The 12,881-nt window shown below is 61.9% G+C and carries 12 protein-coding genes; 5 read left to right on the forward strand and 7 right to left on the reverse strand.

Going from position 1 to position 12,881, the window contains the following annotated elements:
- Positions 1–5: 5 nt before the first annotated feature.
- Complete coding sequence (locus tag ACH2CW_RS05980; protein WP_395056065.1) at positions 6–290, forward strand: lipoprotein; 285 nt, start codon at positions 6–8, stop codon at positions 288–290.
- Positions 287–1,594, forward strand: coding sequence for a diaminopimelate decarboxylase (gene lysA, locus ACH2CW_RS05985; RefSeq protein WP_395056067.1), 1,308 nt, complete (start codon positions 287–289; stop codon positions 1,592–1,594). The genes ACH2CW_RS05980 and lysA overlap by 4 nt, the downstream gene beginning before the upstream one ends.
- Before the next feature lie 37 nt (positions 1,595–1,631).
- Here lysA and ACH2CW_RS05990 read toward each other — a convergent pair whose 3' ends face one another.
- From ACH2CW_RS05990 to ACH2CW_RS06010, 5 genes are all read right to left on the reverse strand, one after another.
- Positions 1,632–2,282, reverse strand: a complete 651-nt coding sequence (locus ACH2CW_RS05990; RefSeq protein WP_395056069.1) for a sulfite oxidase heme-binding subunit YedZ — start codon at positions 2,280–2,282, stop codon at positions 1,632–1,634.
- Positions 2,282–3,280, reverse strand: coding sequence for a protein-methionine-sulfoxide reductase catalytic subunit MsrP (gene msrP / locus ACH2CW_RS05995; protein ID WP_395056071.1), 999 nt, complete (start codon positions 3,278–3,280; stop codon positions 2,282–2,284). The genes ACH2CW_RS05990 and msrP overlap by 1 nt, the downstream gene beginning before the upstream one ends.
- Before the next feature lie 79 nt (positions 3,281–3,359).
- Positions 3,360–4,712: a c-type cytochrome biogenesis protein CcsB gene (gene ccsB / locus ACH2CW_RS06000; protein WP_395056073.1), complete on the reverse strand. Its 1,353-nt coding sequence runs from the start codon at positions 4,710–4,712 to the stop codon at positions 3,360–3,362.
- Positions 4,709–6,895 carry a cytochrome c biogenesis protein ResB gene (locus ACH2CW_RS06005; RefSeq protein ID WP_395056075.1) on the reverse strand — a complete coding sequence of 729 codons (2,187 nt, stop codon included), beginning with the start codon at positions 6,893–6,895 and terminating at the stop codon, positions 4,709–4,711. The genes ccsB and ACH2CW_RS06005 overlap by 4 nt, the downstream gene beginning before the upstream one ends.
- Before the next feature lie 171 nt (positions 6,896–7,066).
- Complete coding sequence (locus ACH2CW_RS06010) at positions 7,067–7,711, reverse strand: c-type cytochrome (RefSeq protein ID WP_395056077.1); 645 nt, start codon at positions 7,709–7,711, stop codon at positions 7,067–7,069.
- A gap of 221 nt (positions 7,712–7,932) precedes the next feature.
- Between ACH2CW_RS06010 and yihA the strand changes: the two genes are divergently transcribed.
- Together yihA and ACH2CW_RS06020 are read left to right on the forward strand one after the other, a co-directional pair.
- The gene (yihA, locus tag ACH2CW_RS06015; RefSeq protein ID WP_395056159.1) at positions 7,933–8,649 is read left to right on the forward strand and encodes a ribosome biogenesis GTP-binding protein YihA/YsxC; all 717 of its coding nucleotides are present in this window, start codon (positions 7,933–7,935) and stop codon (positions 8,647–8,649) included.
- Positions 8,650–8,743: 94 nt separating this feature from the next.
- Positions 8,744–9,661, forward strand: coding sequence for an alpha/beta fold hydrolase (locus ACH2CW_RS06020; protein WP_395056079.1), 918 nt, complete (start codon positions 8,744–8,746; stop codon positions 9,659–9,661).
- 70 nt (positions 9,662–9,731) lie between these two features.
- Here the strand turns inward: ACH2CW_RS06020 and ACH2CW_RS06025 are convergent, their stop codons facing one another.
- Both ACH2CW_RS06025 and ACH2CW_RS06030 read right to left on the reverse strand, forming a co-directional pair.
- Positions 9,732–10,628 (reverse strand): lipid A biosynthesis acyltransferase, encoded by an 897-nt coding sequence (locus ACH2CW_RS06025; protein ID WP_395056081.1) that lies wholly within the window; start codon positions 10,626–10,628, stop codon positions 9,732–9,734.
- A complete protein-coding gene (locus tag ACH2CW_RS06030; RefSeq protein WP_395056083.1) occupies positions 10,625–11,488 on the reverse strand; it encodes a lysophospholipid acyltransferase family protein in 864 nt (287 codons plus the stop codon). Before ACH2CW_RS06030 ends, ACH2CW_RS06025 begins: the two co-directional genes overlap by 4 nt.
- 160 nt (positions 11,489–11,648) lie before the next feature.
- Between ACH2CW_RS06030 and metK the strand changes: the two genes are divergently transcribed.
- Positions 11,649–12,836: a methionine adenosyltransferase gene (gene metK / locus ACH2CW_RS06035; RefSeq protein ID WP_395056085.1), complete on the forward strand. Its 1,188-nt coding sequence runs from the start codon at positions 11,649–11,651 to the stop codon at positions 12,834–12,836.
- Positions 12,837–12,881 lie beyond the last annotated feature (45 nt).

A 12,881-nucleotide genomic window follows, 5' to 3' on the forward strand; every position in this document is an offset into this window, starting at 1 on the left:
CCATCATGTTTGCAAGATTCCACCATCAAACTCAAATTCTAGGCGGTGCACGCGTCCTGTTACGCGGTCATGGCTTTTGCGCGCTGACGCTGGCCGTCGCGGCCAGCCTGACGGCTTGCGGCCAGAAAGGCCCTTTGTTTTTCCCGCCACCGCCCAAGGCTGTCCCCACAGCCGGTGCGGCGCCGGCCACACCGGCCAATACCCCCGTCTCGCCGGTGGCAACGCCTGACATCCCGCAGCCTCCACCCGCCGCGCCGCCCACCTCGGCACCCATCCTGGCTCCGCGATGAGCCGGATGCCCGCCCCTATCGCGCCCGATACCGAGTTGCCGGGCGCTCCCCACTTGGCCTACCGGCAGGGCAGTTTGCACCTGGAAGAAGTCAGCCTCGACGCCCTGGCCCGTGAACATGGCACGCCGCTGTTTGTCTACTCCAAAGCCGCCATGCTGGCTGCGCTGGCGGCTTACCAGCAGGGCTTTGCGGGACGCGATGCGCAAATCTGTTACGCCATGAAAGCCAACTCCTCGCTGGGCGTGCTGCAGGTGTTTGCAGAGGCCGGTTGCGGTTTTGACATCGTCTCCGGTGGCGAACTCGAACGCGTGCTGGCCGCGGGCGGCGATGTACGCAAGGTGATTTTTTCGGGTGTGGGCAAAACCCGCGCGGAAATGCAGCAGGCGCTGGCGGCCGGCATCGGCTGCTTCAACGTCGAGAGTGAAGCCGAGCTGGATGTGCTGTCGGAGGTGGCGCTGGCCATGGGCCAGGTCGCGCCGGTCAGCATTCGTGTCAACCCCAATGTGGACCCGAAAACCCATCCCTATATTTCCACCGGCCTGAAGGGCAACAAGTTCGGCGTGGCGCATGAAGATACCTTGCGCATTTACCGGCATGCGGCCTCGCTGCCTGGCCTCAGAGTAGCCGGCATCGACTGCCACATCGGCTCACAGATCACTGAAACCACGCCTTATCTTGATGCCATGGACCGTGTGCTGGACCTGGTCGCGGCCATTGAGACCGCCGGTATTCCGATCAACCACATCGACTTCGGCGGTGGACTCGGCATCAACTACAACCAGGACACCCCGCCGGCGGCGGATGCCTTGTGGCAACTGCTATTGGTCAAGCTGGACGCGCGCGGCTACGGCAGCAAAAAACTGATGATAGAACCCGGCCGCTCGCTGATCGGCAATGCCGGCGTCTGCCTGACCGAAGTGCTTTACCTCAAGCCCGGCGAACAGAAAAACTTCTGCATCATCGACGCTGCCATGAACGATCTGCCGCGCCCAGCCATGTACCAGGCCTTTCATGCCATTGTGCCGGTCGTGCCCTCGTCAGGCACGCCGCAGACCACCTACGACGTGGTAGGGCCGGTCTGCGAAAGCGGTGACTGGATAGGCCGCGACCGCGCGCTGGCGGTCAAGGCCGGCGACTGCCTGGCGGTGTTGTCGGCGGGCGCGTACTGCATGAGCATGGCCAGCAACTACAACACGCGCGGACGCGCTGCCGAACTGCTGGTTGATGGCAGCCGGGCCCATGTGATTCGACGCCGGGAAACCGCCGCCGACCAGATGCGACAGGAACAGCTGGTCTCTGACTGAACGGCGCCTGGTCCTGCAGGCCAGGCCTGTGTCACTATTATTTTGATAGCTGCTCACGACCGACCGGCGTGGGCTGAAGGCGTTTTTTGATCATATATTGCCGAACACGCCAGCCCAGCAGCAGCACCAGAATCACGGCGTAAACCGCCACTTCGGCAAAGTCGTTTTTGCCCGAACGCATCCAGAAAAAGTGCAGCAGGCCCAAGCCGGCAATCAGGTAGACCAGCTTGTGCAGGGTTTGCCAGCGTTTGGCGCCCAACTTTTTGATCGCGGCGTTGAAGGAGGTGGCCGCCAGCGGCGTCAGCAGCAGGAAAGCCGAAAACCCGACAAGGATGAACGGACGCTTGATGATATCCTTGATGATCTCGGGCAGGTCAAAGCCCATGTCAAACCAGCTGTAGCTCAGCAGGTGAATCACCACATAAAAGTAAGTGAACAGGCCCAGCATGCGCCGAAAGCGCGCCAGCGCCGGTGTGCCGCTGATCACTCGCAGTGGCGTGACTGCCAGCACGATGCACAGAAAGCGCAGCGTCCAGTCGCCGGTCGCGCGTATCAGGTATTCGGCCGGATTGGCGCCCAGGTTGTTGGTGAAGGCACCGTAAAACAACCAGGCAAAAGGCAGCAGCGCCAGCATAAACACCAGCGGCTTGGCCGCTGGATGCATCAGCGCCGCATTGGCAGCCTTCATCAGAAGTTTTTCTTGAGATCCATGCCGGCATAGAGCTGGCCGACCTGTGCTTCGTAGCCGTTGAACATCAGCGTCTTGCGCTTCTTCGCAAACAGGCCGTCCTCGCCGATGCGGCGCTCGGTCGCCTGGCTCCAGCGCGGATGGTCCACCTCCGGGTTGACGTTGGAATAAAAGCCATATTCATTGGCAGCGGCCTTGTTCCACGCAGTGCGCGGCTCCTTGTCAGTGAAACGGATCTTGACAATGCTCTTGCCGCTTTTAAAGCCGTATTTCCAGGGCACCACCAGACGCACGGGAGCGCCGCTCTGGTTGGGCAGCACCTCGCCATACATGCCGAAGGTCAGCAGCGTCAGGGGGTTCATCGCTTCGTCCATGCGCAGCGCCTCGACATAGGGCCAGTCGAGCACACGCGAGCCAACAAAAGGCATGGTCTTGGGATCGGCCTGGGTGATGAACTCGACGTATTTGGCATTGCCCAGCGGTTCCACTTTTTTGATGAGTTCGGCCATCGAATAACCGACCCAGGGAATCACCATGGACCAGCCTTCGACGCAGCGCATGCGATAAATACGCTCTTCCTGCGCGCTGAGTTTGATCAGATCCTCAATCGCATACGTCTTGGGCTGCTTGACCAGGCCTTCGACCGCGACGGTCCAGGGCTTGGTGACGAGGGTATGGGCGTTTTTGGCCGGGTCGGCCTTGTCGGTGCCGAACTCATAGAAGTTGTTGTAGGTCGTCGCGTCTTTGTAGTCGGTGACTTTTTCCATGGTCACCGCGCCAGCCACGCCAGACTTTGCGCCGGGCAGCGCCGCCAGCTTGCCGGGTTTGGCCGCGCCCTGCGCCAAGGCCTCGCGCCCGGCCCATCCGGCCAGTGCTGCACCGGCTGCGCCACCCGCCATCAGTTTGATGATGTCGCGGCGCTGGTGATAAATGCCCTGCGGAGTGATCTCGCTGGCCACCGGGTGAATGAAGCCGCTGTTATGGGTCTTGATGAGCATCTTGTTTCCTTGTAATCAATTTGTTCGGGATTTGACAGTTAGTCTGAATACGCAGCCACTTCTTACAAGGATTCAAGGCTTACAAGGTTCCGTAACTGTGCAGGCCCGACAGGAACATGTTGACGCCGAGGAAGGCAAAGGTGGTCACGGCCAGCCCCACCAGCGCCCACCAGGAGGCCACCGTGCCGCGCAGGCCCTTGACCAGACGCATGTGCAGCCAGGCCGCGTAGTTCAGCCAGACGATCAACGCCCAGGTTTCCTTGGGGTCCCAGCTCCAGTAACCGCCCCAGGCTTCGGCCGCCCAGAGCGCGCCCAGCACGGTGGCGATGGTGAAGAAAGCAAAACCCACGGCAATCGATTTGTACATCACGTCGTCGAGCACCTCGGCCGACGGCAGGCGCGCGGCGATGCGCTTGCGCCCAAGCAAAATGCCGGCCGCGATCAGGCCGGAGACCAGCAGGTAACCGGCCCAGTAGTTGCCGCCGCCCACATCGGCGGGTGACTTGCGGAAAACAATCGGCACAAAACACAGCACCACGCCCAGCATCCACAGCGGCGTGAGCTTGTACCAGCGCGTCTCCGCCGCCTGTTGCTTGATCAGGTAGGCCAGGGCCACCATGGCGGCCAAAGCGAACATGCCGTAACCGATGAAATTGGCTGGCACATGCAGCTTCATCCACCAGCTTTTCAGCGCCGGTACCAGCGGCTGGATTTCATGGGCCTCGCGCACCACGGTGTACCAGAGCAGAAAACCCACGGCGGCACTGACCACCAACATGACAAATGCACCCATGGCGCGGGTGTTGTACTGCGCCTCGAAGTAAAGGTAAAACGCAGCCGTCATCCAGCAGAACAGCACAAACACTTCGTAGAGGTTGCTGACCGGGATGTGGCCCACGTCGGCGCCTATCAGGTAACTTTCATACCAGCGCACCATGGTTCCGATCAGCGCCATGCCCACGGCCACCCAGGCGATCTTGCTGCCCAGCGACTCCAGCGCGTCGCCCTGCTGACGGATGAACATGCCGAGCCAGTAAAACACCGTGCTCATGAAAAACAGCATGCTCATCCAGAGGATGGCCGACTGGCTGGACAAAAAGTACTTGAGCCAGAACACCTGCTCAGCGCGCGCCAGATCACCCTGGTAGAGGACGATGCCGAGCAGGGAAAACACGGCTACCGCCCCCATCAGCAGCCGCAGGGGCCGCCAGAACCAGCCCATCGCAATAGCCGCCGGAATGGTGCCGAGAAGAATGCCTTTTTCGTAGACGTCCATGAAGCCCTGGTAGCGCACAAAGGCGAACAGGCCGCCGGCCAGCACCAGCGCCGCAAAAATCCAGTCGGCCAGGCTGCGTTTGGCAAAGTAGCCTTCCTGCAGGCTGATGGTGGTCGCGTTGGTTCCGCGCGAGCTCAAAGTAGTCGTGGTGTTCATCGTGGCACCTGTAAAAGTTTGGTCTTCAGCATCTCGAACTCCCTGTCGACTTCCATGGTCTGCCGGTTGCTCGACAAGGCCATGGTCGCCTGGCTGCCTGAGCCTGATTCTGGTCCTTTTTCGGCATCTGCGCCGCCGGCAGGCGCCAGCCAGACCCACAGCCTTCGCTCACGCACATACAGCATGGCAAAAATGCCGAGAATCAGCAGCGCGCAACCCAGATAAACAATGTTCTTGCCGGGAGTTCGTGTCACCTGGAACACGCTGGCCTGCACCTGCGTGAAGTCCTTGAGCTCAAAGGTCATGGGCGCCGGGTAATGATGGGCGTCGCTGAGCGACAACACCGCCTGCGCCATCCAGGCCTGGGTCCTGTCGTCGAGCGGCAGGGGTTTGAGTCCGCTTTGCTCACGCGTCATTTGCGCCAGCTCGAACAACACCCCATTGAGAATGCGCACCAGCACTTCGCCAGCGCGGTTGCGCTCGGCTTCCGGCACATTGGTTTCCATGAAGTCCGAGATCGCCTGCAGCCCCGCCGGCTGTTTCGCCTGGCCTGGAACAAGGGCCTGGTCCGGTCCGGCAAACAGCGCCAAGGCGCGCGAGGCGGAGGCCGCCAGTTGCTGTGCGAGATCAGGGCGGTCCGCAGCAATCGCCTGCCGCACATAACGCTGCACCGCCCGCTCGCGCTGAACCGGGTCAGCCAGCGCGCGACGCAGCCGCAAAAAGCCTTCCATGCTGGCCAGCTCGTCGGCCGGAATTCGCAGGTACTGAAAAGGCTCTGCCGGTGTTTCACGCACACCGAGCAAAAACAGCGCCGGGGTGGACTCCGCGCTGTCCATCTTCACCGGCAGCATGTAATTATGGAATTCGCGCGCCTGCCCGGCCGCATCACGCAGCTTGTAAGTCAGGCTGGGGCCGACGTTGCGCAACTCTTTTTGCTCTTTGGTCTTGTTGGCTGCGCCCATGCGTGCGTCAATGGACTGGCGCAGGTCCACCTTGCGCACGTCAGCGCCGGAGCCGCCCAGGTTGCCTGCGCCGCTGAAATTTTCGACGTTGATGACACGCAGCGCCGTGTATTCCAGCGTCATTTTTTCAGGGCCATTGGTCAGGCTGCTGGAGCCGCCAATCGTGCCCTGGATCTCAAATGGCTTGCTCGAAGGCTGCGCTCCCACGGCCATGGGCACCGCCTTGAGCGTCACGCTGGATCCGCCGTCATCAAAGCTGGACTGGTAAATCTCGATGCCCTTGTGGTGGGCCGGGTGGTTGACCTCCACCCGATGCGGCGTCTTCTCGCCGGTCTCCCGGTCATGGATCACGATCTCACTGGCAAACAGCTTGGGCATGCCCGTGGAGTAGTACTCGACGATGAATTTTTTGAGCTCCACCGAAAAGGGCAGGTCCTGCAGCATCACGCCGCCCGGTTGGTTCAGGATGGCGGTGCCGGACTGCGTGCCTTCGGCCACCAGCAGGTTGGCGCGAAAGGTCGGGTTGCGTTCGCTCAGTCGGTGCTGTGCGGGTACGTCGGCAATCAGGCCGCCGCCGGTATAGATGGACTTGTTATTGAGCCACATCTGCGCACGCACCACCAGGTCGCCGTCGAGCAGACCACCCACGCAGACCAGGACGATGGCGCCGTGCGCGGCGATGTAGCCGAGCTTGTTGGCGGCACCGGCCTTGGCGGCGACCATCCAGCCGGTGCCGCCCGGCGTATCGCGCTGCTGCAGCTTGACCTTCCAGCCTCCCTGCACCAGGGTCTGGCCGATGCGGCGCGCTGCAGCCTCGGGCGCTTCGCCCAGGGCCTGCTCGGCGCGGTGGCCGAAGGCCTTGAGGCTCTGCTCACGGACATTCTCTTTGAGCTGGTTCCAGTCGGCCAATATCTTGGGCGTGTTGCGGGCAATACACAGCGATGTGGACAGCACCAGGAACGCCAGGATCAGCATGAACCACCAGGCGCTGTAAACGGTGTTGAGGCTGACCGCGCGAAACACCTCGGCCCAGAACGGGCCGAACTGGTTGACGTAGTTGGTCAGAGGCTCCTGCTGCTTGAGCACGGTGCCGATCACCGAGGCAATGCAGATCACGGTCAGCAGCGAGATCGAAAACCGCATTGACGACAGCAGCTCCACGCTGGAGCGCAGCGCGTGGGAGCCGGACTTGAGCCGCAGGCCGTGGGTGGAAACTGTCATGCGTGTGGGGCCATGGAGAAAGTGGGCTGCAATAAAAAAAGGCGGGCCTTCATCGGGACCCGCCTTGGTATGGAGTGTTGAAGTCGGCCGGGGTTCAATACAAACCGCTGAAAAGCGCCATTTTTCCGCAAAAAAGCGGCGGGCTGGCGGCTGCGCTGACGCAGCCGCGACCTAGCGCAAACCGGCGATGTAATCGGCCACCGCGCGGATCTCGCGGTCGTTCAGCTTGGCGGCGACCTGGTTCATCTGCAGGCTGTTGGTACGGCCACCGTCACGGAAAGCGGTCAGCTGTGTCGCGGTGTATTCGGCATGCTGGCCACCCAGGCGCGGGTACTGGGAAGGAATGCCGGCACCGGTCGGGCTGTGGCAACCTGCGCAGGCGGGCACCTGGCGGTCGGAAATGCCGCCGCGGTAGATACGCTCGCCCAGGGCGACCAGCGCCTTGTCCTTGGCGAAGCCGGCCTTGAGGGGTTTGGAGGCCACCCAGTAAGAGATATTGCGCATGTCCTCATCAGACAGCGCCGCAGCAAAGCCCTGCATGATGGCGTTTTTGCGCTTGCCGGACTTGAATTCCTGCAACTGCTTGACCAGGTATTCAGGATGCTGCTGCGCCAGCTTGGCGTTGGCGGCGATGGCCGAGTTGCCGTCAGCGGCATGGCAAGCCACGCAGACTGCGGCATAAGTCGCTGCACCTTTGACAAGATCGGGTTTGGCGACCTTGGCCGGGGCAGCTTCACCAGCAGCCAGGGACAGGCCCGGCACAGCCAGCAGGGCAGCAAACAAACAAGTGATCAACGAAGTGGAAACTGGCTTCATATCGGGGGTTTAATAGTTGACTCTAAAGTGGACTTGGCAATCGGCGCGCGCCTCAAGCTGCATAAAAAGCCCCGTCGGGACAGCAACTTCACGCAAAACTCCCTGATTTTACAATGGCTTGGGGGACAATCCCAAATATGAGCATATCTCCCCGTTCCACCCCCATCAAAACGCAGAAGCCCAGCCACAAGCGCCCCATCCCCAAGGTGGCGGCGGCCAAAATGGCTGCAGCGCTGGCAGCGCAAGTGCCCCAATCCGCCGAGGCGAAAATTGCGATGGGTTGGCTGCACACGGCCAAATTCCTGACCACCGCGCCCGAGCTCAAACACCTGCCACCGCTTGACGTGCCGGAAATCGCCTTTGTCGGCCGCTCCAACGCGGGCAAGTCCACCTGCATCAACACACTGACCCAGATCAACCGGCTGGCGTTTGCATCGAAAACGCCGGGACGCACGCAAAGCATCAACCTGTTCTCGCTCGGCAAGCAAGGCGTGATGGACGCTGTGCTGGCCGACCTGCCCGGTTACGGTTATGCGGCGGTACCCAAGGCCGCCAAAGCCCGCTGGCAGCAGGTCATGGGCAATTATTTGCAGACGCGCGACACACTCCGGGGCGTGGTGCTATTGTGTGATCCGCGCCACGGCCTGACCGAGCTCGACGAAATTTTGCTCGACGTGATCCGTCCGCGCGTGGAGGAGGGCCTGAAATTTCTGGTGCTGCTGACCAAGTCCGACAAGCTCAACAAGACCGAAGCAGCCAGGGCACTGTCCATTGTGCGACTGCAAGCCGGCGGCGGCGATGTCAAACTGTTTTCGTCGCTGAAGCGGCAAGGCGTGGAAGAGGTGGCCCAACACCTGTGGCAGTGGGCGCATCCGCCGGCCAAGGACGGCGAGGCGGCAGCGGCCGCCCCTCCTGCCAACGAACCCGACGCGGGCTAAAACCTCGCGGGTCACCCCGCTTCTGCATTTTTGAACAAAATCTGCCTCCAGCCCATACTCAGCGGACGTAGGCAGCTATTAAATGCATAGCACCATGATCCAGACCCGCCTGTTGACCTTGCCCCACGGGATCACCCTGTCCTGCCGCATGGCCGGCGACCCGACCCGCCCGGCACTGATGTTTTTGCATGGTTTTCCGGAAGCCGCCTTTGTCTGGGATGGGCTGCTGGAACACTTTGCCCAGCCTGAGAACGGCGGCTATTTCTGCATCGCGCCCAACCTGCGGGGCTTTGAGCAATCCAGCGCGCCAGCCGAGTCCGCCGCCTACCGCCCCAAATACGTGGTGCAGGACATCGCGGCACTGATCGCGCAGGTCACGTCTGGCGGCCAGCTTGAAGCACTGATCGCTCACGACTGGGGCGGTGCGGTCGCCTGGAGCGTCGCGGCAACCCTGCCGCAGCGCATGAAAAAACTGGTGATCATCAATTCACCGCATCCCGGCACGTTTTTGCGTGAACTGCAACATTCGCCGTCCCAGCAGGCCTCCAGCGCCTACATGAACTTTTTGATCCGCCCGGATGCCGAAAACCTGCTCGCCGAGGACGACTTCCGCCGGCTCTGGCAGTTTCTGACCAATGGCAAGGACCCGCAGGCCAGTGGCGCACCGGCCTGGCTGACGGAAGACGTCAAGAACCAGTACCGCGCGGTATGGCGCGCCGGGCTGACCGGTGGCTGCAACCTCTACCGCGCCTCGCCCTTGCGCCCGCCACGTCCGCACGACCCGGCCGCCGCCGCAGTGACTTTGCCGCCGGAACTGTTGACCGTCATGCTGCCGACGCTGGTGCTCTGGGCCATGGACGACATCGCCCTGCCCCCGGCGCTGATAGACGGGCTGGAGGCGTATGTGCCGAACATGCAATTGCAGAAAATTCCGGGTGCTTCGCACTGGATCGTGCACGAGCGGCCGGCTTTGGTTGCCCGCTTGCTGCAAGACTTTTTAAGCGGGCACTGACGCTCTGTTTTTGATAGCTACTTGCGCCCATCCGGCAGGGGCTAGAGGCAAATAAGGCTTATAAATTCGCTCAGTAGATCGACGGCTCACCGTCGGGTCGGCTCTTGAAGCGTTTGTGTACCCAGTAATACTGCGCCGGCATGGTGTTGATGTAGTCCTGCAGCCGCGCATTCATCAGCGCCGTGTCGGCCACAAAGTCGGCGGAAGGCACGTCAGACCAGGCCGGCAGCACCTCCACCTCGTAACCCGTGGCGGTCATGCGCGTGACGACCGGTACCACCCTGGCGCGGCCGAGTTTGGCAAAACGCGACAGCGAAGGCACTGTGGCAGCATCGACCCCATAAAAAGGCACAAAAACCGACTCTTCCGGCCCGAAATTCATGTCGGGCAGCAAATACAAAGGCTGGCCCGCGCGCAGGGCGCTGATGATGGGTTGCACGCCTTCGGCGCGGCCGAACAGCCGCGCATTGGCAAACCGCCTGCGTCCGCGCAGGATCCAGCGGTCCAGCAGCTTGTTGGCCTGGTCGGTGTAGATGGTGGTGAAAGCGCGCGGCACCTGCTGGGTCAACGCGGCCCAGCCGGCATCAAGTCCGACAAAGTGCGGTGCAAACAGCACCAGCGGCTGCTCGCCGTCCAGTTCGGACAACGCGCCCTTGAGCTGCAGGCGTTGCCTGAGCTTGTCGGGATGGCCATGCCAGAGCCAGCTTCGGTCCAGCCAGGCCTGCGCGAAAAACACAAAGGTTTGCCGCGCGAGCAAACGCCGCTCGGCCTCCGGGCGCTCCGGAAAACACAGGCGCAAGTTGGTCTGGACAACCCGGCGGCGCGGAGCCGCCAACCCATAAAGCAGCCAGCCCAGCGCCACACCCATGGCCCGCACCGGCGGCAGCGGCAGCGCCGCCAGCAGTTGCATGAACACAATGCCGCTGCGGGTGAACAGGGTGCTGGCGATCTGTCGCGGGGTTTTCAAGGCGCGCCTTCATCGGCATGCGGCTGACGCGGCTGCTTGTAACGCGCATAGCCCCACAGATACTGTCCCGGCTGACTCATCACAATCGCTTCAATCGCCTGGTTGATGATCGTCACCGCCGGCAACAGCTCGCTTTTGGGCAGGCTGTCCAGTGCGGCCAGGGGCGGCCAGATCTTGAGAAAGTAGCCCTGCCCCTGCGCCAGACGTTCACAACTCACTGGCAGCACCACGGCCCCGCTTTGCAGCGCCAGCCGCGCTGCCAGGGTCATGGTGTAAGCCGGTTTGCCGAAAAATGGCGCCCACAGGCCCTGCCCGTCGGGCGGCACCTGATCGGTCAGCAGCGCCACCGCCTGGTTGCTCTTGAGGGTGCGAAACATCTGGCGGATGCCGCTGAGGCTGGCCGGCACCACCGCGAGTCCGGGACGGCTGCGGGCCAGCAGCTCCAGCCGCGCCAGCCAGGGCTTGCGCGCCGGCCGGTAAATCGCCGTGATCGGGCCGTACAGTTCGGCCAGCGCCTGCGGCCCGAGTTCAAAGCTGCCGCAATGCGGGCCGAAAAAAATCACCCCCTTGCCACGCGCAAAAGCGGCGTTGGCATGGCCCTTCCCTTCGATGCGCACATTCCCCAGGCAGGACTCGCCAGGGGGCCGCATCCACAGTTTGGGCAGCTCGGCCACAAACCGACCGGCTTCGCCAATGGCCGGCCGCGCGCTCTCGAAAGCCAGTCCGGCCTGCGCCACATTGGCACGGAATTGCCGCCTGTATCCAGGGCTGAGCCACCAGACCAGCCAGCCCAGCCCCGCGCCCAAGGCATGTAACGCCCGAAGTGGCCAGTGGGATAAAAACCGGAACAAATGGATCATGAAAGCGGAGAGGCTGACAGTAAAAAAAGCAGCAGATATAATCAGGGCTGTCGCCGAGTTACTGAACAACTTGCAGGGCGACATTAAACCAAACTGCTAAAGCGTTCGCCGAGGCACCCCAAGCCGGCAACGCGCCGACTAACTTCATGGAGTGTACGCAATGGCGAACGATTTTCTCTTTACTTCCGAATCCGTCTCAGAAGGCCATCCCGACAAGGTGGCCGACCAGATTTCCGATGCCATCCTCGATGCCATCTTCAAGCAGGACCCGCTGTCGCGCGTCGCCGCCGAAACCCTGACCAACACCGGCCTGGTGGTGCTGGCCGGCGAGATCACCACCAACGCGCATGTGGACTACATCCAGGTCGCACGCGACACCATCAAGCGCATTGGCTACGACAACACCGAATACGGCATCGACTACAAGGGTTGCGCGGTCATGGTCTGCTACGACAAGCAGTCCAACGACATCGCCCAGGGTGTAGACCACGCGTCCGACGACCACCTGAACACCGGCGCCGGCGACCAGGGCCTGATGTTCGGTTACGCCTGCGACGAAACGCCCGAACTGATGCCCGCGCCGATTTATTACGCACACCGCCTGGTCGAACGCCAGGCGCAGTTGCGCAAGGACGGTCGCCTGCCTTTCCTGCGCCCCGACGCGAAAAGCCAGGTCACCATGCGTTATGTCGACGGCAAGCCGCACAGCATTGATACCGTGGTGCTGTCGACCCAGCACAGCCCCGACCAAAGCGAAACCCAGCACAAGATGAAGGCCTCGTTTATTGAGGCCATCATTGAAGAGATCATCAAGCCGGTGCTGCCTAAAGGCATGCTGACCAAAGACACCAAGTATTTGATCAACCCAACCGGCCGTTTTGTCATCGGTGGCCCGCAAGGCGATTGCGGCCTGACCGGCCGCAAGATCATTGTCGACACCTACGGCGGCGCCTGCCCGCACGGCGGCGGCGCCTTCAGCGGCAAGGACCCGTCCAAAGTGGACCGTTCTGCCGCTTATGCCGCCCGTTACGTGGCAAAAAACATCGTTGCCGCCGGCCTGGCCAAACAGTGTCAGATTCAGGTGGCCTACGCCATCGGTGTGGCCCACCCGATGAACGTGACCATCTACACCGAAGGCACCGGCGTGATGTCCGACGAGAAACTCTCGGCCCTGGTCAACGAACATTTTGACCTGCGCCCGAAAGGCATCATCCAGATGCTGGACCTGCTGCGCCCGATCTACGAAAAGACTGCCGCCTACGGTCACTTCGGCCGCGACGAACCCGAGTTCACTTGGGAGAAAACGGATAAAGCTGCAGCGCTGCGCGCAGCCGCAGGATTGAAGTAACCCCCACTTCCCAATAAAAAACCACCTTCTGGTGGTTTTTTTATG

Origin of the sequence: Polaromonas sp. (genome assembly GCF_043778355.1) — a bacterium.
In the GTDB taxonomy this organism is placed as follows: domain Bacteria; phylum Pseudomonadota; class Gammaproteobacteria; order Burkholderiales; family Burkholderiaceae_C; genus Polaromonas.

Coding starts and splice junctions, on each gene's coding strand:
- ccsB (WP_395056073.1), bottom strand. CDS start 4,712: ATGAACACCACGACTACTTTGAGCTCGCGCGGAACCAACGCGACCACC.
- ACH2CW_RS06010 (WP_395056077.1), bottom strand. CDS start 7,711: ATGAAGCCAGTTTCCACTTCGTTGATCACTTGTTTGTTTGCTGCCCTG.
- metK (WP_395056085.1), top strand. CDS start 11,649: ATGGCGAACGATTTTCTCTTTACTTCCGAATCCGTCTCAGAAGGCCAT.
- yihA (WP_395056159.1), top strand. CDS start 7,933: ATGGCTGCAGCGCTGGCAGCGCAAGTGCCCCAATCCGCCGAGGCGAAA.
- ACH2CW_RS06020 (WP_395056079.1), top strand. CDS start 8,744: ATGATCCAGACCCGCCTGTTGACCTTGCCCCACGGGATCACCCTGTCC.
- ACH2CW_RS05990 (WP_395056069.1), bottom strand. CDS start 2,282: ATGAAGGCTGCCAATGCGGCGCTGATGCATCCAGCGGCCAAGCCGCTG.
- ACH2CW_RS06030 (WP_395056083.1), bottom strand. CDS start 11,488: ATGATCCATTTGTTCCGGTTTTTATCCCACTGGCCACTTCGGGCGTTA.
- msrP (WP_395056071.1), bottom strand. CDS start 3,280: ATGCTCATCAAGACCCATAACAGCGGCTTCATTCACCCGGTGGCCAGC.
- lysA (WP_395056067.1), top strand. CDS start 287: ATGAGCCGGATGCCCGCCCCTATCGCGCCCGATACCGAGTTGCCGGGC.
- ACH2CW_RS06005 (WP_395056075.1), bottom strand. CDS start 6,895: ATGACAGTTTCCACCCACGGCCTGCGGCTCAAGTCCGGCTCCCACGCG.
- ACH2CW_RS05980 (WP_395056065.1), top strand. CDS start 6: ATGTTTGCAAGATTCCACCATCAAACTCAAATTCTAGGCGGTGCACGC.